General features: G+C 31.4%; 22 protein-coding genes and 1 riboswitch. Of the genes, 9 read left to right on the forward strand and 13 right to left on the reverse strand.

Annotation, left to right across the window (positions count from 1 at the left end; genetic code table 11):
• Positions 1–5: 5 nt before the first annotated feature.
• A complete protein-coding gene (locus B2989_RS05820; RefSeq protein ID WP_292945512.1) occupies positions 6–761 on the reverse strand; it encodes an aspartate/glutamate racemase family protein in 756 nt (251 codons plus the stop codon).
• A gap of 182 nt (positions 762–943) precedes the next feature.
• On the opposite strand from B2989_RS05820, the gene B2989_RS05825 reads away from it, so the two are divergent.
• The 8 genes from B2989_RS05825 (at position 944) to B2989_RS05860 (ending at position 8422) form a co-directional block, all read left to right on the forward strand.
• Complete coding sequence (locus B2989_RS05825) at positions 944–1657, forward strand: hypothetical protein (protein WP_292945514.1); 714 nt, start codon at positions 944–946, stop codon at positions 1655–1657.
• Positions 1658–1841: 184 nt separating this feature from the next.
• A riboswitch (SAM-I-IV-variant riboswitch) is annotated at positions 1842–1940 on the forward strand.
• A 47-nt stretch (positions 1941–1987) separates the two neighbouring features.
• Complete coding sequence (locus tag B2989_RS05830) at positions 1988–3289, forward strand: Na+/H+ antiporter NhaC family protein (RefSeq protein WP_292945516.1); 1302 nt, start codon at positions 1988–1990, stop codon at positions 3287–3289.
• Between the two features lie 116 nt (positions 3290–3405).
• Positions 3406–3990, forward strand: a complete 585-nt coding sequence (locus B2989_RS05835; protein WP_292945518.1) for a TetR/AcrR family transcriptional regulator — start codon at positions 3406–3408, stop codon at positions 3988–3990.
• Position 3991: 1 nt separating this feature from the next.
• A complete protein-coding gene (locus tag B2989_RS05840) occupies positions 3992–4657 on the forward strand; it encodes an NAD(P)H-binding protein (RefSeq protein WP_292945520.1) in 666 nt (221 codons plus the stop codon).
• A gap of 16 nt (positions 4658–4673) precedes the next feature.
• Positions 4674–5306, forward strand: a complete 633-nt coding sequence (locus tag B2989_RS05845) for an NAD(P)H-dependent oxidoreductase (RefSeq protein ID WP_292945522.1) — start codon at positions 4674–4676, stop codon at positions 5304–5306.
• 24 nt (positions 5307–5330) lie between these two features.
• Positions 5331–6326, forward strand: a complete 996-nt coding sequence (locus B2989_RS05850) for an NADP-dependent oxidoreductase (protein ID WP_292945524.1) — start codon at positions 5331–5333, stop codon at positions 6324–6326.
• Between the two features lie 19 nt (positions 6327–6345).
• Positions 6346–7503: an iron-containing alcohol dehydrogenase gene (locus B2989_RS05855; protein WP_292945527.1), complete on the forward strand. Its 1158-nt coding sequence runs from the start codon at positions 6346–6348 to the stop codon at positions 7501–7503.
• 121 nt (positions 7504–7624) lie between these two features.
• Entirely contained in the window at positions 7625–8422 is a 798-nt protein-coding gene (locus B2989_RS05860) for a type 1 glutamine amidotransferase domain-containing protein (RefSeq protein WP_292945530.1), read from the forward strand.
• A gap of 194 nt (positions 8423–8616) precedes the next feature.
• On the opposite strand, the gene B2989_RS05865 is transcribed toward B2989_RS05860, so the two are convergent.
• The 10 genes from B2989_RS05865 to B2989_RS05910 all read right to left on the reverse strand — a co-directional run bounded on the left by B2989_RS05865 (position 8617) and on the right by B2989_RS05910 (position 20538).
• On the reverse strand, positions 8617–8808 hold the full coding sequence (locus B2989_RS05865) for a cold-shock protein (RefSeq protein ID WP_145001677.1): 192 nt from the start codon (positions 8806–8808) through the stop codon (positions 8617–8619).
• A 136-nt stretch (positions 8809–8944) separates the two neighbouring features.
• Positions 8945–10204 (reverse strand): DUF2130 domain-containing protein, encoded by a 1260-nt coding sequence (locus tag B2989_RS05870; protein WP_292945535.1) that lies wholly within the window; start codon positions 10202–10204, stop codon positions 8945–8947.
• Positions 10205–10248: 44 nt separating this feature from the next.
• Positions 10249–11652, reverse strand: a complete 1404-nt coding sequence (locus B2989_RS05875) for a UvrD-helicase domain-containing protein (protein WP_292945538.1) — start codon at positions 11650–11652, stop codon at positions 10249–10251.
• A 13-nt stretch (positions 11653–11665) separates the two neighbouring features.
• Positions 11666–13348, reverse strand: a complete 1683-nt coding sequence (locus tag B2989_RS05880) for an ATP-dependent nuclease (RefSeq protein WP_292945541.1) — start codon at positions 13346–13348, stop codon at positions 11666–11668.
• A gap of 273 nt (positions 13349–13621) precedes the next feature.
• Positions 13622–15019, reverse strand: a complete 1398-nt coding sequence (locus B2989_RS05885; protein ID WP_292945544.1) for an NAD-dependent succinate-semialdehyde dehydrogenase — start codon at positions 15017–15019, stop codon at positions 13622–13624.
• Positions 15020–15154: 135 nt separating this feature from the next.
• On the reverse strand, positions 15155–15661 hold the full coding sequence (locus tag B2989_RS05890) for a peroxiredoxin-like family protein (RefSeq protein WP_292945547.1): 507 nt from the start codon (positions 15659–15661) through the stop codon (positions 15155–15157).
• A gap of 186 nt (positions 15662–15847) precedes the next feature.
• Positions 15848–16711: a YihY/virulence factor BrkB family protein gene (locus tag B2989_RS05895; protein ID WP_292945550.1), complete on the reverse strand. Its 864-nt coding sequence runs from the start codon at positions 16709–16711 to the stop codon at positions 15848–15850.
• A gap of 69 nt (positions 16712–16780) precedes the next feature.
• Positions 16781–17212 carry a PepSY-like domain-containing protein gene (locus tag B2989_RS05900; protein ID WP_292945553.1) on the reverse strand — a complete coding sequence of 144 codons (432 nt, stop codon included), beginning with the start codon at positions 17210–17212 and terminating at the stop codon, positions 16781–16783.
• A gap of 3 nt (positions 17213–17215) precedes the next feature.
• On the reverse strand, positions 17216–17536 hold the full coding sequence (locus B2989_RS05905) for a hypothetical protein (RefSeq protein ID WP_292945556.1): 321 nt from the start codon (positions 17534–17536) through the stop codon (positions 17216–17218).
• Positions 17537–17712: 176 nt separating this feature from the next.
• Positions 17713–20538: a M16 family metallopeptidase gene (locus B2989_RS05910; protein WP_292945559.1), complete on the reverse strand. Its 2826-nt coding sequence runs from the start codon at positions 20536–20538 to the stop codon at positions 17713–17715.
• A 124-nt stretch (positions 20539–20662) separates the two neighbouring features.
• Between B2989_RS05910 and hpf the strand changes: the two genes are divergently transcribed.
• Complete coding sequence (hpf, locus tag B2989_RS05915) at positions 20663–20965, forward strand: ribosome hibernation-promoting factor, HPF/YfiA family (protein ID WP_028282178.1); 303 nt, start codon at positions 20663–20665, stop codon at positions 20963–20965.
• Between the two features lie 64 nt (positions 20966–21029).
• Here hpf and B2989_RS05920 read toward each other — a convergent pair whose 3' ends face one another.
• Together B2989_RS05920 and B2989_RS05925 are read right to left on the reverse strand one after the other, a co-directional pair.
• Positions 21030–22148, reverse strand: a complete 1119-nt coding sequence (locus B2989_RS05920; RefSeq protein WP_292946046.1) for a DEAD/DEAH box helicase — start codon at positions 22146–22148, stop codon at positions 21030–21032.
• Positions 22149–22234: 86 nt separating this feature from the next.
• Positions 22235–23788: a DEAD/DEAH box helicase gene (locus tag B2989_RS05925; protein ID WP_145001668.1), complete on the reverse strand. Its 1554-nt coding sequence runs from the start codon at positions 23786–23788 to the stop codon at positions 22235–22237.
• Between the last annotated feature and the right edge of the window lie 99 nt (positions 23789–23887).

Here is a 23887-nt window from a genome sequence, read left to right on the forward strand (position 1 = left end):
AGTAGTTAAGCTATTAATTCCATTTTTTTAGATTCGCGTATTAAAGCAGCAGCCAAAACGGTTGTTGCATCAATAATTAAACTGTCTTCTATTTTTTGATATTGAATAGCAAGCGGAATTTCGGTACATCCTAAAATTACAGCTTGTGCGCCTTTTCTAGACAAATAAGTTGCTGCCATACTTAGGTTTTCTTTGGCCTTTTCGTTTACCGGATTTGAAAATGCTTTAATTCCGTAAGATGTATCATATATAGAAGGATGCACAAATAAATCCTGAATATCTTCGGAAGGTTGAATGACTTCAATATTGTATTTTGCTAGAACTTCAGGATAGACTTTTGCTAAAATAGTTCCAGTGGTTCCTAAAACACCAACTTTAGTAATCTCTGGATGTTTTGTAGAAATATGAAGCCCAACTTCTTCAATTAAATTAACTAAAACACAAGATTCTGGTATACTTTTTTCAATTAAACTTAAAATTGGTTTAGCGTGTGCTGTATTACACGGAATAGCAATAATAGACGATCCACTAGCGATTAAAGACGCAATAATTTCTGCTATAGCAATGCCAGGATTTATTTCAGTTTCACCTAAAAGATATTTAGTTCTGTCAATAATTTTATGAGGCACAGAGAGCATCGAAACTGGTAAATGGTCTTGATCTGAAGTCGCTTCGGTTAAATCGTATACCTTTTTAATTAAGTCAATACCAGCGTAACTACCTACACCACCAACTATACCAATCATTTTGTTCGTCATCATAAGTTCTTCCTATAAATTATAAAAGAATAAGATGCCAAATTAAAGCTGTTTAAATCAAATTTTATCTAAAATATATATTAAACTTTAAATTTATTTCATTTTAGACTGATTATAAATTAACTTAACATGTATATGCTGATTAACATTTAAGTATATTTGTGTGTAATCTATTACATTTTGTAATGTTTAAAATTAAATCTTCTTTTTTTGACATCCTTTTTTTTATTGCTGTAATAGCAGCATTGATAATGAGTGTCTCACTTACTTCTAGAAAAGATTTGATTTATATCTCTCCTATAGTTATTCTAATATTAATATTTAAATATTTAAGTATAACTAAAAAGAAAGCTGATCCTAAATTTTTAATAGCTTTACTGGCTTTTCTTATTCTTAATATAATAAGTTTTTACGATTATAATAAATATTTTAATGCTATTAGCTTATTAACTTCAGGATACCTTATACTTTTTACTTTGATTTTAAAAAAGTATTTAATAAAAAGTAAATTAAAATCTTTTCTATCATTATCTGTTATACTTGGCGTTTTTTTAGTTGGATATGTAATTTATGCAGTGGTAGATTTATTGATTGATCAAATCCCGAATTACAACATAATATTCATGTTTATTTGTGCGTTGTGCTTATTTATTTATGCGATCACTTTTGCTATGATTTATATTAGTGATAATTACGCTACTGGTACAATTTTGTTAGCCTCAGGTGTTGCCACAATTTTCAACCTTGGCTTATCTCCAATCAATGAATATTTTCTGTATAACGAAATTTTCACCTTATTAATATTGTTTTGTCATTACTTGTCGCTTTATCTTTTTATGACCTTTATTTTAAAAACTAAAGTTGTCAAAGATAATGATATTTCTAGTAAATATTTTTAATTATAAATAGCTGTTTTTAAAAATATTACACAATATTACTTAACTAATCACTTCATATAATCGGACTTGTAAAAACAGTAGTTTTTTATCAGGTTTTCAACATAATTTATCACTTATATTTTTACAAATTTTAACGTATTTTAATATTTTGGTATAGCTTTATGCTATACATTTGCCGACTTAAATAAATTATCAAGAATCTCAATAAAAGGAGATAGCAACCTGCAATAACAAGCAAGGTGCTAAATAGATAAGCCAAGTAATTGGAACAAATGTTAAATCATATGTCTTTTATTTGCTGCTATTTCCTTTTAAAAATGAAAAGGAAACATGGCAAAGTCAAAAACAATTACTCCAAAATTTTCAGCATTAATACCATTATTCGTATTTGTATTTACATTTTTAGGTGTTGGAATTTATCAAAACGATTTTTACGCATTACCAGCTCCAATTGCTGTTATAGTAGGTATAATTGTGGCATTTTTAATGTTTAAACAATCCATAACCTCTAAAATAAATACGCTGCTTAAAGGTTGTGGTGATGATAAAATATTAACCATGTGCCTAATCTATTTATTGGCTGGTGCATTTGCAACTATAACTAAGGCTACTGGAAGTGTAGACGCTATTGTAAATCTTGGACTGGATTATATTGCTATACAATACATCTATTTTGGCGTGTTTATAATAGCTGGTTTTTTATCTGTATCTACAGGTACATCTGTTGGTGCAATAGTTGCATTAGCTCCAATTGTGATTGGTTTTGCAGATAAAAGCAATGTAGATTTAGGGATATTATGTGGTGCATTACTTGGCGGTAGTATGTTTGGAGATAATCTTTCGGTAATATCAGACACAACTATTGCAGCAACACAGTCATTAGGTTGTAAAATGAGTGACAAGTTTAAGCAAAATATTAAAATCGCGTTGCCTGCAGCTTTAATCACTATAGGTATTTTAATTATACAAGGTTTTGGATTAAAAGCTGTACCAACAGATGCTATAACCTACACCTACTCCATTATAAAAATCACGCCTTATCTATTGGTTATCCTACTTTCTATTATTGGAATAAATGTTTTTGTAACGTTGCTTTTAGGTGTTATTGCTGGTGGACTATTAGGAATTATTTATGGAGATTTCACATTAATAGAGTCTACTAAAATCGCATACAGTGGTTTTACCAGTATGACCGAAATCTTTTTGTTATCTCTATTAACAGGTGGACTAGCTGCTTTAGTGGAAAAAAATGGAGGGATAAACTATATTCTTAGTAAAATTAAAAATTTAATTCAAAGTAAACGCTCTGCACAACTAGGTATTGCTGCATTGGTTGGTACAATTAATATGGCAATTGCTAATAATACAGTTTCTATTATAATAGCTGGTCCAATCGCAAAAACAATCAACGATCAATATCATTTGGACAACAAAAAAACAGCTTCTATTTTAGATATTTTTGCTTGTATTATTCAAGGAATCTTGCCTTATGGCGCTCAAGTCTTAATGATACTTAGTTTTGCAAATGGTAAAATTGATTATCTAGATTTAGTTGCAAACACTTGGTATTTAGCGTTGTTATTCATTTACACTATCATTTATATTAGCTTTAAGCCTTTACGTTTTCGCTAGTGTTACTATGATTTAATCTTATGATTTTATAATTAAATCATCATAAATTAAATCTTTGTTAAAAAAAAGAATGAACATTCATTTTTGTATATCTTTGCATCAGAATTAGATCACAAATGGCAAAACTTCAAAAAAGTATAGATAAACGTAACGCATTGGTAAAGGCGACAATCGAGTTGGTTAACAACAACGGTTTTCATGCGACACCAATGAGTAAAATAGCAAAAATGGCTAACGTCTCACCTGCTACAATCTATTTGTATTTTGAAAATAAACAAGATTTAGTAAATAAGACTTACGTCGAAGTTAAAGCAGACTATACAAAATATGCTTTTGAAACTTATAAAGAAGATATGCCTATTGAAGCTGGCTTTAAACTAATTTGGAACCGTATTGCAGACTTTAAATTAAAAGAAAGTGAAAACGCAATGTTTTTAGCACAATGTGATAACACACCAATGATTGACGAGATAAGCAGACAAGAAGGTATAAAACACTTACAGCCACTGCTAGACCTTTGGGAACGCGGAAGACAAGAAGGTATTATTAAACCTTTATCTGATTATTTACTGTACGCCTATGCTATAAATCCATTATCGTTTTTGATGATTACCCAAAAACGTGGTGTTTTTCAATTAGATAAAGCCCATTTAGAAGAAGCCTATCAATCTGCTTGGAGCAGCATAAAAGTTTGTAATTAAAATGAAAAAAACAGCAATTATATTAGGTGCAACAGGTTTAACTGGAGGTATTTTACTTCAAAAATTAATTGAAGACAAAGACTACTCCAGCATAAAATTGTTTTCACGATCTAAAATAAAAGGATTACCTAGTAAGGTAACTCAATACATTGGAGATTTATTAAAACTAGAAGATTTTAAAGACGATTTTACTGCACATCAAGTGTTTTGTTGCATTGGTACAACTAAAAGTAAAACACCAGATAAATCACTTTACAAAAAAATAGATTACGGGATTCCGGTTGCTGCTGCAAAGCTTGCTAAAGCTAATGGTATAGATACATTTGTAGTTATATCTGCAATGGGAGCCAATGCAAAAAGTAACATATTTTATAATAAAACTAAAGGCGAAATGGAGCAAGATGTCCTAAATCAAGACATCAACCGATCCTTCATTTTAAGACCTTCATTAATTGGAGGCCAACGTGAAGAAAGACGTGCGCTTGAAAAAATAGGAATCTCAATTTTTGAAGCATTAAAACCGCTATTTATAGGTTCCTTAAAAAAATATAAAATTATTGAACCAGAAACTATTGCTCAAGCCATGTTAAACCTAGCTAATAGCACCAATCATGCTAATACTATTATAGCATCAGATGCAATACAACGCATTACTAAAAACAACTAAAACAAACATTGAATATATGGAATTATTAGATAAATTAAATTGGAGATACGCAGCTAAAGCCATGAATGGCGAAAAAGTAGCAGAAGATAAAATAGAACGTATTTTAGAGGCTGCACGCTTGGCTCCCACGTCTTCAGGATTACAACCTTTTGAAATATTTGTGGTAAAAAACCAAGATATTAAAGAGCAAATTAGACCAATTGCTTGGAATCAATCTGTAATCACAGACTGTTCTCACCTTTTAGTATTTGCTGCTTGGGACCATTATACACCAGAGCGTATTAATTATATGTTTGATTTAACCAATGACATTCGTGGTTTTAAAAACGAAGGTTGGGAAAATTACCGACAAATGTTATTAGGTATGTATCCTCAAAAAGATCCAGAAGAAAACTTTATTCACGCATCAAAACAAGCTTACATTGCATTTACTGAAGCGTTAACTGCTGCAGCTTTTGAAGGTGTAGATGCAACGCCTTTAGAAGGTTTTGAGCCAGATGCTGTAGACAAAATTTTAGGCTTACGCGAAAAAGGTTTACGTAGTGCTGTATTATTACCAATTGGTTACAGAAAAGAAGAGGAAGATTGGTTAGTAAATCTTGTCAAAGTTAGAAGACCTATGGATGAGATTGTAACCGTTATTGAATAATATAAAACTTAAATGAAATTGAACATGAAAACGATAGTATTAAAAAGCAGACCTGAAGGACAACCTACACTTTCTAATTTTGAATTTGTCGAAGACGATAAATCGTTAAACATAGCTGATGGAGAGATTTTATTAGAAGCAGCTTATGTTTCGGTAGATCCTTATTTAAGAGGACGAATGAATGATGCAAAATCTTACATTCCGCCTTTTAAATTAAACGAACCTATACACTCTGGTGTTGTGGCTAAAGTTTTAGATTCTAAAAACAAAAAATTCCAAGTTGGAGATTACGTTTCTGGCATGCTAAACTGGTCTACTATACAAGTGTCTAATGGTGAAGGTTTAATTAAAGTAGATCCTGAAAAAGCACCTTTAAGCACCTATTTAGGTATTTTAGGTATGACAGGTTTAACTGCTTATTTAGGATTAACCGAAATAGGAAAGCCTAAAGCAGGCGAAACCATAGTAGTTTCAGGAGCTGCAGGTGCAGTTGGTAGTGTTGTTGGACAAATAGCAAAAATATTAGGCTTACGCGTTATTGGAATTGCTGGTACAGATGAAAAAATCGAAATGCTAAAAAGTAAATTCGGTTTTGATGAAGGCATCAATTACAACACCACAAAAGACATGAAATCTGCAATTGCTCTAGCTGCACCAAACGGAGTGGATGTGTATTTTGATAATGTCGGAGGACCAATTTCGGATGCTGTAATGTTTAGTATTAATCAATTTGCAAGAATCATTATTTGTGGTGCCATTTCGGTATATAATAATACTGAATTGCCTACAGGATTAAGCGTACAACCATTTTTAGTTAAAAACAGTGCGTTAATGCAAGGCTTTATTGTTAGTAACTATGCCGAAAAATTCCCAGAAGCCATCCAAAAATTATCAGGTTGGTTAGGTGAAGAAAAATTAACCTATACCGAAACTATCGTTGATGGTTTCGATAATATTCCTCAAGCTTTTATCGATTTATTCGAAGGTAAAAACAAAGGAAAAATGATAGTAAAAATATAATAACCAAAAGAAAAAGAAGATGAACAATTTTGAATTTAAAAACCCAACCAAAATTATTTTTGGAAAGGATACGATAGAACAATTAAAAAATGAAATTCCTTCAGACGCAAAAGTATTATTACTTTATGGTGGAGGAAGTATTAAGAAAAACGGAATTTACGATCAAGTAAAAACTGCTTTAGCAGACGTTAATGTTACTGAGTTTGGAGGTATTCCTGCAAATCCAGAATACGCAACATTAATGGACGCTTTAAAAATTATTAAAGATGAAAACATTACGTATTTACTAGCAGTTGGTGGTGGATCTGTAATTGACGGAACTAAATTTTTATCTGCAGCTGCTGTTTACGATGGTGATACACCTTGGGATATTTTAACTAAAAATATCAGAACTGAAAAAGGAATGCCATTTGGAACTGTGTTAACCTTACCAGCAACAGGATCCGAAATGAATTCTGGTGCAGTAATTACACGTGAAGAAACTAAAGAAAAATTAGCAATGGGAGGACCTGGTTTATTTCCAGTGTTTTCAATATTAGATCCACAAGTGATAACGTCTATTCCAGAACGTCAATTAGCAAATGGTTTGACAGATGCTTTCACACACGTTTTAGAACAGTATATGACGTATCCAATTGGAGCTTTATTACAAGATCGTTTTGCAGAAAGTATATTACAAACTTTAGTAGAGGTTGCTCCAACAGTATTAAAAGATCCTACAAATTACCAAGCAGCATCTAACTTTATGTGGAGTTGTACTATGGCATTAAACGGACTTATACAAAAAGGAGTACCAGGAGATTGGGCAATCCACATGATGGGTCACGAGTTAACAGCTTTATTCGGAATTGATCACGCACGTACGTTAGCTGTAATTACTCCAAGTCATTACAAATATAATTTTGAAGCTAAAAAAGAAAAATTAGCACAATATGGAGAACGTGTTTGGAATATTACTGAAGGTAGTACAGACGATAAAGCCTATGAAGCTATTGCTAAAACCGAAGCATTTTTCCATCAGTTAGGTATTGATACTAAATTATCTGACTATACTAAAGACTATGAAGGTACTGCTGAAGAAGTTGCTAAACGTTTTAAAGCTAGAGGTTGGAAATTAGGCGAGCGTCAAGCTTTAATGCCTGAAGATGCAGAAAAAATTGTAAAAATGGCATATTAAACATACTATCATTTTTGGGTGTAGTTAAAGTGCTATAACAGCAAAAATTCTAAGGTTTTTAACTGCACTCAAACTGATATTAATATTATTATTATTATTAAATATATTCAGTAGTATTAAAATGAATTTAATAAAAACATTAGCCTTAACGCTAACCATTGTTACAGCAACTAGCTGTAAGGATAAAACAGCTTCTAAAAGCGTTTTAGAAGTAAAAACAGAAACTAAAAAAGAAAAAACTATGAACGTATTATTTGTATTAACATCTCACGATAAATTAGGAGATACAGGAAAAAAAACAGGATTTTGGGTTGAAGAATTCGCAAATCCATATTACACATTAGTAGACAAAGGAGCTAAAATTACTATTGCTACTCCAAATGGAGGTGCAGCTCCAATAGATCCAAGTAGTGACTCACCAGATGCTGCTACTGAAGATACTGAGCGTTACAACAAAGACGAAGCAACACAAGCATTAATTGCTAATACACATAAATTATCAGTCATGAATGCTGACGATTTTGATGCTGTATTTTATCCAGGAGGTCATGGCCCATTATGGGATTTAGCAAACGATAAAACGTCAATCGCTTTAATCGAAAAATTTAACACACAAGAAAAGCCTGTAGCATTTGTATGCCACGCTCCTGCTGCATTAAAAGATGTAAAAGGAACAGATGGAGAACCATTAGTAAAAGGTAAAAAAGTAACAGGATTTACAAATACAGAAGAAGATGCTGTTGGTTTAACACAGGTTGTTCCATTTTTAGTGGAAGACATGCTAAGTAAAAATGGTGGAATCTACTCTAAAAAAGAAGATTGGGCAGCTTACGCTATTCAGGATGGTAATTTAATTACTGGACAAAATCCAGCATCATCTGAGTTAGTTGCAGAAAAATTATTAGAAAGCTTAAAATAAGCTTCGCTTTATATATTAATAAAAAAGGTTGTCCATTTGGACAACCTTTTTTTGTTTGTAATTTTATGCCAAAATAAATCTATTAGATAACTAAACCTTTTCAGTCCTTTGTTTAAATAGATCTTAAATTTAGCGCATAAAAAAAGGCTGCCTTTTTAGGCAACCTTTTTCTTGAATTGTACTGAATATATATCTTAGATAACTTTTACGTTAACTGCGTTTAATCCTTTGTTTCCTTCTTGTAAGTCAAATTCAACCTCATCACCTTCTCTAATCTCATCGATTAATCCAGAAATGTGTACAAAATGATCTTTGTCTACTCCTTCTTCAGTAATAAAACCAAATCCTTTTGTGTCGTTGAAAAACTTTACTGTACCTCTACTCATTGTAATGTAATTTATTTATTAATACTTAATATTATGCAAGTATAGTGCCATTAATTAGATAATGAGTTATAATTCTCATTTATTATTTGATTTTCAATGAAATAAAAATGAATATTTATGTAAAAAAACGAAATAATTAATCGTCATCTTCATCAAAACCAGGCAATTCCAAAGCTTTTACAGATTGTATTGCATTTCCAGCAATACCTTTAATAGAGCCATACATATCTATGGTATTGGTCACTACTTTCTCGATTTGCTTCTCTCTTTGCTTCCAAATACGTTGCATCGATCGTTTTTCACTCTCTAAATCAGACTTCATTTGTGTAAAACCTTCCACAATTGCTTCAATTTGCATTCTAAAGGTGTTACTAGTTAAGTAATCATATAGTAAATCCATTTTATCACCTTTGTTTTCTTGGGTGATAATAGCATTATTAACTTGTAAAATTCCTTCTCTTAACACAGCACACAACCCTTTAAACTCGTCGTAATTACAAATCCAAATACCATCCTTTAAACCCATTCGGTCCATATCTGATGGCATGACCTCAGTCACTAATACACCAATATTGGCTCCTCGATCTCTAATGTCTGCTTTAAATTTTTCTATCCAGCTAGGCTGAAAATCTTTTGTACGCTTACTCTCGTAGTAAATAGTACCACAGTTTTGTTCTGTTCTAGTATGTACAATTTGGATACAGTCTCCACCTCTCGCACCTTTTTTAATTTCCTCGATAGTATCTAACGGAAACTGAGCTGCTAACCACTCCTCTATTGCTAACTCTTGCACTTCACCTTGTAGTTGCATAGAGCCTTGCTCCTGCTTACGTTTCATTTCTTCGGTTAGCTTTTTCTGGTCTTCCAATTGCTTTTGCATTTCTTTAAAACGCAATTCGTTTTTGTCTTCCTCAGATTTTTTAATCTTTTCTTTTTCAGCTACTAGAATTTCGTTAAGCTTTTTTTGTGCTTCCGCCTCAGCAGCTTCTTTAAGTTCGCCTTTTTCTCTTTTAAGCTTTTCAATTTCTGCTTTAGAGCGGTTTAACTCTTTGACTTGTTCAGATTTTTCGTTTAACTCTTTTTGTAACGCAGCAAACTGATCTGATTGCTCTTCCTTTAATTTAAGCTTTAGCTTTGCTTCAATTTCTTTTTTATCTTCTTTAAGCTGATTTTCTAAACGTTCTTGAAATAACACATTCTCACGCTTTTTCTTTTGTTCAAAATCTAACTTCTCTTGTTTTAATTGCTCTTGCTGACTCTCATATCGTTTTTTCTCGGCAGCTATTTGCGACTGATACTTTTGTTTGATTTCCTCTTCTAATTGATGCGATAAAATATCTTGAACATCTATGGAAGTCCCACAATTAGGACATTTTATTTGATTTTCGTTTTTCATATAGTCAAGTTTGTTATCCTAAATGCAAGTTTTATTCTTTTAATTTAATGAGGATTCAATATAGGATTATTTGTAAAAATAATTAATTTTTTTGAAGCTCTAGTCATCGCAACATATAGGTGTTTTGGGCATTTATATTTATGAGCATCTAATAATACTACTGTGTCAAACTCTAAACCCTTGGTTAATAAGGTCGTACCTATACAATTTCCATATATTTTTTTACCATTTCTACGAATTCTATTTCTTTTATTTACCATCGCTTCGTAAACAGTAATTTTATTAAAATGAGCTTCTTCCAATGATTCTTTTAGTGAATTATACAAATCAGTGCGATAACAAGCTATTTTTAAATCATCTTTTATTTTAGATAAAGAATCAGAAATAAGTAGTAATGATTTTTCTTTTTTTAAATTTTCAAAATTACTTTTTAAGGATTTTATTTTTAATCTATCCTCTTCCTTTTGTTTAGATTTTACGCCTTTATCATTAAACCAATTATTAATATCTGTTTTTTTAAAAATTTCAGAAGCTATTGCTATCAGCTGTTTTACAATATTAAAACTATCTGTATTATCAATATTCCTAGCAATTGAATAAAAATCTTTATTATCAATTGATTCTATTAATGTAAAACTATTTTTGAATTTTTTGATTATTGATAATCTAGGACTTATATGAGTCGATTCTGGATATATGAACAATGGTTTATTCGTTCTTAATATTTTCCAAATTTCAGAAACATAAGGATTACCAATATTATGCAAATCTTTTTCATTAACGATATGTGTTTCTATAGATTTAAATTCCCTTAAATCTATAACTTCCTTTCCTATAAGTTTTTCTCTAATACACTTTAAATCTTCTCCTAAATCTTCACGACTATTATTTTTCCATCTCCAAGGTGTGCTTAATGTAAACTCATTAGATTTAAAATCTTTCATTGTTGGGTTATCAAAATCAATCAAATCACCTTTATTAAAATCAAAAATTCCTTGTAAATGATCTCCAAGTATTCTTGTTTTAACTAATTTGGAAAGCAACATAATTAACTGATGCTGTTCATTTGTACAATCTTGATATTCATCAACAAATAATCCCTCATAAGATGATAAAATGACTTTTGAAATAGGCTTTAAAGTAATAAGATTACAAGCTTCCTCTATTATAAAAGGATAATATGCTTTAGAATCTTCTTGTTTTGGAATTTTATCTTTATCAACATAGAAAGCTAAAACATATTTTTGAGCAAAGCTTGTTATTGTTTCTACGTTAAATTTTTTACTAGGTATTTTAGCTTTTTTTAATTTTTCTTTAATAGATGAATCGCCTGCATGTGTATGGGTTAAAACTAGTTGTTTTCCTGTTGTAATCTTTAGAGACTCTGATATTGCATGAGTCTTTCCGTAGCCTGCAGGTGCAATAAGTAAACTTTTTTGCCTAGTCACGAAATCAAAATAATTATGCATTATCTATCCAATTAGAAAGTTTATTAATTTGTTTTCCAATATGCGTTTCACTAATTTCTTCTATGTACTCAAAGAAGATATCTCCGATCACTTCACCATGATCCATCCTTTTAAACCATTCTTTCTTTTCTTTTACAGAAACTGCACCTAATACATTTCTTATTTCAACACAATCTTTATCAATCCACGTATATTCATTTTCATCATAGAAATTAATAAAATTTGACTTAACACTATCTTGAATACTCTCTTTAGATTTTAATTCAATTGCATATGCTACCATCTTACAAATAGCATTCCATGGTAAATCTTTAAATAATTGTTTTTCTAATGCCAATTTATCTTCACAATCAATTATTTCAACTCCAATACTTTTGAGATCCTCTTTTCTAATATTAATAGAGTCAACATCAGAATCACAAAAAACACAAACCTTATATCCACAATTTACAAAAGCTTCACTATAGCTAACGAACGTAGAACCACCTCCATCAACTAACCTAACTCCTTTCAAAGCTATATTATCTTCATCTTTAGATAAACTACTATTATTAAGTGCTCGACAAAAACCAACCTCTGTTGCTCCTTCACAAATAATTACTTTATCAGCAAAAAATGCTTCAGGATTTCTTCGAATAGTGCCTTGAAGAGAAGTATCTAACTTTCTTAATTTTTTTTCATTTTTTTTAACTATGAATAAATTTTCTGCTGATAATTCAACTAAAACATCTCTAGAATGAGTGGTTATAAATATCTGTCCTGCATTATTCAGCTTCAAGGTTTTTGCTAAATGTTGTGCTCTATCAGGCTCTAAACCTTGTTCTATTTCATCTATCAAAACTATACCGCCTGACTTAGCTAGTTCAGCTTGAATTGCAATTGAAATTAATCTCTTTGAACCTTTACCTTTTAAACGAAATGGAACATTATTATCATGTAATGAAAACCGACTATCTGATAATGTAATGCTTTTTAAATCTAGACTTGTTGATACATTTGATATATTAATTCCAAATTTTTTGGAACTTGCTACAATCTTTGCTAAAACGTTATTAAATTCATTAAAATCTTTTTTATCAACGTCATCTTTAATGTTCCTCATTGATTCATTCAAAACATCACCTATACTACTCTCTTCATCTTCTAGTCTGAACAAAGCTTTCAATGGACTCCTTTGATCCCAAGAAAAATGACTATCTATATAATCTGATACTTGAAACATATTTAATTCACTTCTTTGTGATGAAGATATTTCAATAGGATCTTGCCTACCATTGATTATATACCATTTTGGTTCTAAATTCTTATTGACTATTAATTTTAACGTTAAAGCTATTTCTAAACCATCTTCAATATCATCTTTTATGGTTCCATTAGCTTTGTTCAAAGCTCTAATATATAATCCAAATTGACTTTCTTGAATTAGTTTTTTTGGTAAATCATATAAATTGACTTCTATGTCAATTGGAACAGAGACATCACAATTATGAAAATCTGTATCTTTTATTGTTAGATTCCAATTTGGACTGAGTACATATGAAATAGCGTCTAGAATTGTAGTTTTACCTGCATCACCACGACCTATCAAACACACAAAATCACTGAATCCAAACACTTGTTCAAATGATTTAATTCCTCTAAAATTATTGATTTTGAGTGTATGTATTTTCGCCATAAGTATTTTTTTATATTATCAAAAGTATGAAGTAATAGGTTCTAAAAATTAACCGTATTGTATTAGTTATTAATAAATAAGATTGCTTTATCAACAATTACATATAATAATAATAATTATGCGTAAGTTTTTTAATTATTTTAAAATTACATCAAGTATTCAAACAAACCTTACGGGAAACCTCATCTTTGTAAATTTCACATTAAACCAAAAAAAAAGACCAAGCTTTTCAACTTGATCTTTTGTATACAATAGCTGTAACGCTATTATAATTTATTTGCTATTATTCAACATTATAGATTTAGAATTTACAAATTCTCTAATACCAAATCCACCATGTTCACGTCCATAACCAGAGTCTTTAATTCCTCCAAATGGCATGTTTGGATGTGCTAATCCGTAAGAGTTAATGTTTATCATTCCTGTATCAAAATGGTCTTTTGCTAATTGGATGGCTTTGTCTTCGTCCTTACTAAAAATTCCGCCTCCTAGTCCAAAACGACTGTCGTTAGCTATTCGCATAGCATCTTCGTTATCTTTTGCTTTAATTAGTGAAGCAACAGGTCCAAATAGCTCGTCACTATATGCTGGTTGTCCTGGTTTTACGTCACCTAAAACGGTTGAAGGATAATAATATCCTGTAACCTCAGGTATTGTTCCACCACATAAAATGGTTGCTCCATTAGTAACACTGTCTTCTACTTGTTGGTGAATTTTGTCTCTTAAATCTTTTCTAGCCATAGGTCCTAATTTTGAGTCTTTGTCCATAGGATCGCCAAAATTAATGTCTTTCATTCCTTTAACAAATGCGTCTTTAAACTGGTCGTACACTTTGTCTACTACCACAAAACGTTTTGCTGCCACACAAGTTTCTCCGTTGTTATACGTACGTCCTTGTATGCTTGTTTGTACTGCTAAATCAATATCTGCATCGTCTAATACTAAATAGGCATCATTACTACCCAACTCCAAGACTGTCTTTTTTAATGCTTTGGCTGCTTTTTGTGCTACGTACTCACCAGCTTTAGAACTTCCTGTTAGCGTTACACCTCTAACTGCTTTATGTTCGATAATTTTATCAGATGTATCGTGATCTATAATTAAAACCGTAAAAAGGTTTTTAGGTAATCCTGCTTTTTCAAAAACGTCTTTAAGTTTTAATGCAGAACCAGTCACGTTTTTAGCGTGTTTTAATAACACTCCGTTTCCTGCCATAAGATTAACTATCGCATAACGAATGGCTTGATATAATGGAAAATTCCATGGTTGAATACCATAAATAACGCCTAAAGGTGCTTGTTGGATGATTCCTTTTCCTCCATTTTCCATGGTACGTACTTCATCTTGTAATTGTTTGATACCTTCAGTTGCTGTGTATTCACAAATTCCAGCACAAAGCTCGATTTCGTCATGACTTTGGCTAACTAATTTACCCATTTCTTGAGTCATTAATTCGGCATATTCATCTTTAACCTCCAATAGCGTTTTACCAACTGCTTTTATAATAGTTGCGCGATCTTCTAACGATTTTAGTTTCCAATCTAAAAAAGCTTCATGACAGTTGTCTACAGCTTTAATAGCTTGGTCTTCTGTCATGTAATCGTATTGTTTTATTGTTTTTTCGGTTGCTGGATTAATCGTTTTAAATCCTTTATCTGTGGTATTACTCATGTAAATTTATATTTAAGTTAGTGATACGCTTAGCACTGTCCAAGTGGGACTTTAATATGAATAAGCGTGTTTTAAAATGCCTTTATTAAAAGGCTAATCGTGTTGTAGGATTAAATTTTATTTAATCCTAAGGTTTTAGGCTTCTCCTCTAGCAGGATAATCTGCTTTTAGTATGTAGTCAATACCACCTAAAACATCATTGAAACCTGGTCTTCCAAATGGCATGGATTGGATAGATTCCCAATACACGGTTTGGTCTGGTGTTATTAAAAACAATCCAGGCTCTGTAAACAATTCTGGTTCTTCTTTAATTCCTGAAGAAATAAATAATCCCCATTTTCTAGCTTCGTCAATTGAAAAATCGTATCCTAACGGAATGTTTGAAATATCCCACTCGTTATGTGTTGCTTTTGCGACGTCTTCTGTATCAGAACTGATGGCAATGACATTTACGCCTCTATCTGTAAATTTATCTAACTTTTTTTGAAGCTCTTCTAATTGACTCTTACAAACAGGACAATGTTTACCTCTATAAAATAATACTAATGTGAAATTTTCTGGCGATTGATCGCTTAATTTCCATGTGGTATCGTTAACTAATTTGATTTGTAATTCTGGTGCTTTTTCTCTTGGTTTAATCACAGCTTTTTATGTTTTATAATTAATCAAAAACGTGTTGCTATTTGGATAGCGTTTTATAATTAATTGGTTTGAATTTGTTTTGTACAAAGGTCACAATAACGTATGCTTTTCATGTTACACAATTACTGTAGTCCTTTACAATATTGACACATTAGCTGAATAATGGTTGGGTATTAACTATGACTTTTAAGCTTTAATATACGCATTAGCATAAGTTTTTGTAAAATGCGCACCAAATAGTAATATTAAACTTGAATACGACACCCAAAGCATGATTAATATTATTGAACCAGCTGCTCCATAGGTTGATCCTGGTTGCATGGTATTAAAATATATAGCTAAAAGATATTTACCTAATAAGAATAGTAAAGTCGTTAATAATGCTCCTACCCTAACCGACTTCCAAGAAATAGTTGCTGAAGGTAAAAACTTAAACATAGTAGCAAATAATACGTATATAAATCCAATAGAAATTATAAAGTCAAAAGCAAACAAGTATTCTACAACATTATCAGGTAGAACATGTTGTAATTGGCTACTAAACGTGCTTAATAATGAGGTTAGTAAAAAACTAGTTAGCAATAAAAAGCCGATTATTAATATAAAACCAAAGCTTTTTAAACGACTAATAAGAGTTGCTATAAATCCATTGGTGTAATCGTCTTCATGTTCCCAAATTTTATCAAAAGCAGCTTGTAGTTGAAAAAATACTCCTGTAGCACCATATAATAAGGTTGCTATACCAACAACTGTTGCAAATAATGAGGTCGCTTCATTACCACGACCAACAATCATTAGTCGTATGGTTTCGGCAGTGTCAGGTCCTATAGCTTTAGCGATTTCATCTAACAATTCGCCTTGAACCATATCACGTCCCCAAACAGATCCTACTAAATTTAATATAATTATAATTAAAGCAGGCAAAGATAAAATGGCGTAATACGCAACAATTGCGCTACGCTGAAAGGGTTCGCTTTTATACCATGACTTTGCTGTTGTTAACAACAGTTTAGGTAAACTTGTAAGCTTAAATGTTTTTGTGATTGTCATGTTGGTATTGGAATATAAAACTACAAAAGCCCAACCTAGTTAGTTGGGCTTTATTAACTAAAGGCAATACTAATTTATAATTGTTCCGTTTGCTCTAAACTCGACATCCATATTTTTACCTTTTTGCTTAAACTCTACGTCATAAAATTCTCCTTTTGACGCGCTATCAACATGTTCGACTTCGGTAATGTCTTCACTACCATATTCTTTTTTAATGATGTCTCTAATAGCTTTAGGTAAATCGTCTTTTTTGATACTAGATTCGGTTTCAATCCAATTTCCGCTAGGACTAAAATCTGCTCTATATTTTTCTCCATTTTGTTTAAATTGTGCTTCGTAATTACCATTAGCATCAACTTCCCAATCTGGATTATTTTCATTTGGATATTTAGCTTCAAAAGCTTGTTGGACAGCGTCTGGTATTTGTCCTTTAACTGTGTTTTGACAACTAAATGCTATAAGTGCGATTAGTATTAGTTTGATATTTTTAAATGCTTTCATAATTTATTGGTTTAAAAGGTTGATTGATACGACTTCAATTTCGCTGTAGATGTTGTCATCCGTAGTTTGTTTTATGGTTAAATTAAAGGCTTTACCTACATGCTTATTGGCTTGTAAATTGTAATTATCTAAAGTTTTACTTGCGTTAATATCTTCAATAATTATAGTGTTATCTTTTATATCTGTGAAGTAAAAAATCCTTCCATCATAGCCATCATAAACGACTTGTTTGGTAACACCTCTATTTTCCATATTAATGGCATTAGAGTTTACTACTATTGTGGAAGCAAAAAATAGACTGAATATTATGCTTATTAGCTTCATAATTTTAGTGTTTAATGGGTTACTAATTTGTTATACTGCAAAGATGGATATAAACACTACTATTTTCATTATACAATTATCTTAGACCTTTACAACATTTACATATACCTTAACTTTAAAGCATAAAAAAAGCACAATGATTACATTGTGCTTTTAAGTACTATAATAGTGACTGGTTATATTTTGTTTCCGTAGATATCTAATTGTACCACTGGTTTACCTAGTTGTTTGACTTCTTCAAATTGAGTGGCTTTATCACCAACTACTAAATATACCATTTCAGACTCTTTTAAATATTGGTCTATAATAGTTTGATAATCTTCCAAACTCATAGATAACAATTCGTCTTGGTCTGTGTCTAAAAAGTTATCAACTTTATTGTATTTACTAATACGTCTTAATATACCTAATTGTGCGCCTAAACTTTCATAAGCTCTAGTATTACCTTTTAATATTTTATTTTTGGTTAACTCTACTTCTGTATCTGTGAAGCTTTCTTTATAGTCTTTAACCATGTTTTTAATGATTTCTAGAGACTTTAAAGTGGCGTTGGCACGAACACTTGTTCTAATAGCAAAAGGACTAACAGCTTCACGATTTGTAATACCAGAATATGCTCCATAAGTATATCCTTTTCCAATCCTAAGCGTTTGAAATAAACGACCACTTGATCCTCCTCCTAAGATTTCGTTAGCAAAATCAAGATTGTTAGCGTTTTCGTCTTTTCCAGATAACGCTAATTTACCAATATATAACACAGATTGTTTAGCATCTGGTACATCTACAAAATATAGTGTTCCGGCTGTATTAGTTGAATGGACCGCTAATGTTGGTACATTAATAGTATCTCCTTTCCAAGCTTTTAAAGGACTTAAAGCAGCTATGGTTTGCGTTTTGTTAATGGCTCCAGCAATATGGAATGTAGCATCCTTAGGTGATAAGTTGTGGTAATAGGCTTTTAAATCTTCCATTGTAATATCCTTAGTACTTTGTAAAGTCCCAGAACTATTAATACCAAAACGGTTATCCTTGCCATACATTAATTGGTCAAAGACATTAGAAGCAATTGCATTTGGATTGGCTTCGCTACCCTTTAAACTGGTTTCTAACGCTTGTTTTAGTCTACTAAACTCACTAGCATCCCAACGTGGTTCTAAAATAATCTCTTTTACAAGTTTAATAGTCTCGTCTAAATTTTTAGTTAAACACGATCCTGTAATATGAAAATCCTCATTTGCACTATACATATTAATATTAGCACCTAATAACCCAATAGCTTCCTCTAAATCTGCAGCAGTTTTTGTTTTTGTCCCTTGCATCATCAAATCGCTAAATAAATTAGAGACACCTTCTTTTCCTTTTGGATCTAATAATTGTCCACCAGGAATTGTAATATCAAACTGTACTAAAGGCACTTCGTTATTTTCTATTCCATATAAAGCCATTCCGTTTTCTAATTCTCCTTTCCAAATAGCAGGTGCTTTAAATACCGGAAGTTTACCAAAATCAGGTTCGCTTCTATCAAATTTACTAGGCGTTTTTTCGTAAACCGCTTCTTCACCTTGACTAACCTCTTCATTAGCGACGTCTTGTTTAACCTCTTCTATCCAAACCGTTGCTTCTTTACTTTCAGCTACAGCTAAATCTAATTGTCCCTTTGGTAAAACGCTAGTCATTACAGCATGTTTACCTTTTAAATAGGTATTATACACACGCATAATATCTGCTTCTGTAACAGCATTAGTTAATTTTGCACGTTTTGTAATAAAACTTGGATCACCATTAAACTCGTTATCCTGAACTAATTGAAACGCTTTATTTAACACAGTACTTACACCTTGATATAAATCTGTTTCTAATTGCGCTTTAATGCGCTTTAAATCTGCCGAATTAACTCCGTTAGTTTCAAAACGTTTTAAACCATCATCAATAGCAGACTTGACTTGATCTAAATCTGTACCTGCATTAGCACGCACTCTAAAAACAAATTCGCCTGCTAATTCGCTACTGTTTTGATATGTCCCAACATTAGGTGCTAATTTTTGTTCTTGTACAATCACATTATATAAAGGCGATTTTTTGCTTCCGCTAAGTAATTGCCCTAAAATATCCAAAGCATAAGTGTCTTCATGATAATTTTTAACTGTAGGATACACTAGTCTTATTTCTGGAAGTTTAGCAAAATTATCTTCAAAATATAAAGACTTAGTTTCGTTTAATACAACAGGTTCAAAATTTTGCTCTTCAACTTCTGGTCCACTTGGGATTTCGCCAAACCATTGTTCAACCAATTTTTTAGTCTCTTCAACATCAATATCTCCTGCAATAACTAAAGAGGCATTTTTTGCACCATAATACTGTTGGTAAAAGGCTTTAACATCATCTATAGTTGCTGCTTGTAAATCTGGTAAGGCACCAATAACTGTCCAACTATAAGGATGTCCTTCTGGATATAGGTTTTTTCTAATAATCTCGTCTGTATAACCGTAAGCTGCATTATCAACACGCTGACGTTTTTCGTTTTTAACCACTTGCTTTTCGCGCTCTAAAGCAGCTTCTGTCACTGTGTTAATCATGTAACCAAAACGGTCAGAATCAATCCACATGATTTTTTCAAATGCGTCTTTAGGTACAACCTCGTAATACACTGTATAATCGTTAGAGGTTCCACCATTACGACTTCCTCCCCATTCTGGTATCATTTTACGATTGGCACCAACAGGAACATTCTCTGAGTCATTAAAAGACATGTGCTCAAAAAAGTGAGCAAATCCTGTTTTTCCTGGTTTTTCTCGGTTAGAACCTACATGCATTAAGGTAGCAACAGCTACAATTGGGTCAGAATGGTCTTCATGAAGGATTACTTCTAAACCATTTTTTAAAGTGAATTTTTCATAATTGATTTTAAAATCTTCGGTTTTGGTAGTTTCAGTAGTGCCTGAATCTTTGCAAGAGATTACTGTTAAGGATATTAGCAGTAAAGCAAATTTAATTGTTCGCATTATTTTTAGTTTTTTTGATTGTGGTTTAAAGATAATCAATAAATTTTTGTCTTAAATTTTTAATAAATTAAATGAAAATGAAATTGAATTTAATTATCTTTAAGTAATCTTAAAATCTAAATATATGGATATCAATTTTGAATATGACAAGGTAAAAGCAAGTGAGGCTTTAGAGGAATTTACTACTGAAAAAATCCAAAAACTTTTTAATAAATATGAATTTATAGTACGTGCTGATGTATTTTTTAAATTAGAAAATACTAATGACGATAAATCAGGTAAAATTGCTGGTATTAGACTTAGTGCTCCAGGACCTAGACTATTTGCTGAAGAAAGCAAAGAGACCTTGCACAAAAGTGTTAGCGAAGTTGTCAATCAATTAGAAAGACAATTAGCAAAACGTAAAGGAAAAATGAATACGCATTAATTTAATGCTATACTTAATATAAAAAAAAGCGACTTGAAAAAGTCGCTTTTTTTTTATTTTATAATTAAACAGATAGTTGTTTAAATTTAATACCTAATGTGGTTTCTACTTTTTTAAGATCACTATGCTCATTACCTAAAATTAATGCAATAGATTCTCCTTTTTTACCTGCACGTGCTGTACGACCACTTCTATGTGTGTAATACTCAGTATGCTCTGGTAGTTGATGATGGATTACAAAAGCTAAGTCATTAACATCAATACCTCTAGCAGAGACGTCTGTAGATATTAATAATTGTAATGTTGTGTTTTTAAAAGCACGCATGACTTTATCGCGCTCTTTTTGTTGCATATCACCTTCTAAAGCACCAACGTTAAATCCTTCGGTTTCTAATTGATGTCTTAGCGCTTGTGCACCAGCTTTTGTTTTTGTAAAAATTATTCCACGTTGGTTTTCTCGGTCTTCTAAAAGTCTAATTAATGTAGACGATTTTTCGTGTAACGTCGTTTCAACAAAATAATGAGATATGTTTTGGTTAACTACACTGTTTCTATCAATCTCTAGTCGTATAGCTTCGTCAGCTATGTAACGCTTAACAATATCTTTTAAATCGTTAGACATTGTAGCACTAAATAACCATGTGTTTTTTTGACCAGTAACGCCTTTTAAAATAGTAGTTAAATCATTTTTAAAACCCATGCTTAGCATTTCATCTGCTTCGTCTAAAACAATTGTTTTAACTTGAGATAAATCTACAGCCTCACGCGTCATTAAATCTACTAATCGACCTGGAGTAGCCACTATAATGTGAGTGGTTCTAGCAACGTTACGTAACTGAATGTCTATTTTTTCGCCACCATATACACCTTCCAAAAATATTTTAGAGTTGTTATACTTGGTGAATTTAAATAGTTGTTTTTTAATTTGCTGAACCAATTCTCTAGTAGGCGCAATTATTAACGCTTGTACAGCATCTTTTTTAGGATTAATTTTATGTAGTAATGGCAGTCCAAAAGCAGCTGTCTTACCTGTTCCTGTTTGTGCTAAACCAATAAAATCGGTTGATGATTTTAATAACATAGGAATCGCTTGTGCCTGAATTTCGGTTGGCGATTTAATCCCTAATTCCTTAAGAGATTTTATATAGTTTTTATCTAAACCAAGGTCTTTAAAAGTCATAATTAAATAGTAATTAGTCTGTGTTATTAATATGTTTTTACAAAAGTAAGCAACTGCAAACTGCGACTGAATACTGTTACATTTAAGATTTAATCTTCTGGTGGAAAACCATTGATTTCTTCAAAAATCTCATCAAAATTAGTACGTAAATAGGCGTTTAATTTTTTACGATAATCGTCTTTTAACCATTCTACAAAGTTAAACGTACTTTTACTAATACACTTAGTATATCTAGAAATACGGTAATCTATATCGTCACCCAATAATTTAGCTAAAGCTAATGCATCCCATAAATCCTCACTATTTTCTGTACAAATATGTGCGTGATGTTGGATGGAGCGCTCTAATACAACTTTAGAGCTTTCTCCTGCTCTAATACTATCAATGTAGCATTTTTTAATATCAAAATACACATGGTCAGATTTTTTAAATTGCTCGCGCAAATCCTCTGGCATTTCATATCTAAAATTGTTTTCAAGTTCTTCATCACTTAAAATACCATCTAAATAATAATTTGGAGAACGGAAAATTTTGTGCCAATCTAAGTCACTTCCCCAAGGTCCAAATCTGTGTAAGTTGTTACCTAAATCGATAACTATAAACTTATTTTTATTTTTTAATATACGCGATCCACGACCAATCATTTGGTAGTATAATGTCAACGACTTGGTTGCTCTGTTAAGCATGATACAGTCTACTGTTGGCTCATCAAAACCAGTGGTTAAGATACTTACCGATGTTAGTATGGCATCTGGTGTTTCTTTAAACCATTTAAGTATGGCTTTACGCTCTTTTTTAGTATTGTTATTATCTAAATGTGCTACAGGATATCCAGCACGTCTAAAGGTATCATATACGTGTAATGATGTATTAATACCATTATTAAATATTAATGTTTTTTTACCTTTACAACGTTCTTCATAAGCTTGTATTAGCTTAGTTAGCATATCTGTATTGGTATATAAATCTTCTGATGATTTTACGGTATAATCACCATTAGCTCCAACCACTAAAGAGGTTAATCCAACGTTGTATGAAAATATTTCGGCACGTGCTAAAAATTCGTTTTCAATTAAAGATTGGATGGTTTCTCCAACGATTAGCTCGTTATAATTATCCTTCATTGGAAGGTTAATATTACTACTTAAAGGTGTCGCAGTTACACCAAGAATAAACGATTTTTCAAAAAACTTAAATAACTTAGTAAAACTATTGTAATGTGCCTCATCAATAATTACTAGTCCAATGTCTGAAATATCTAGCTTATTATCTGTTAAACGATTATTAAGTGTCTCCACCATTGCTACAAAGCAATTAAAATCACCTTGATCACTTAAATCTGCTTTACTATCTACAATTTTATTACTTACACCAAATTCTGAAAGCATATTTGATGTTTGCTTACATAATTCTATCCTATGTGTCATTACTAACACTTGTTTTTTGTGGTGTTTTAAGTATTGTCTTACAATTTCAGAGAAAATAACTGTTTTTCCACCACCTGTAGGTAGTTGATATAATAGATGATAATCTTCAGGCGCTTCTTCAAAACATTTAAAAATCTTATCGATTGCTCCTTTTTGGTAACTATAAAGACTTTTTCCTTCTGTACGTTCTTGTAATTCTAGAGTTTTAGTAGACATTAATTAATTGCAATTTTTAAATTTTAAGATGTGCAAAAATACAACGATTTAAAGGGTTTCAACGACTATTCTTCAAAAAAAATTATTATACCTATTTTT

The sequence above is a fragment of the Olleya sp. UBA1516 genome (genome assembly GCF_002323495.1).
In the GTDB taxonomy this organism is placed as follows: Bacteria; Bacteroidota; Bacteroidia; order Flavobacteriales; family Flavobacteriaceae; genus Olleya.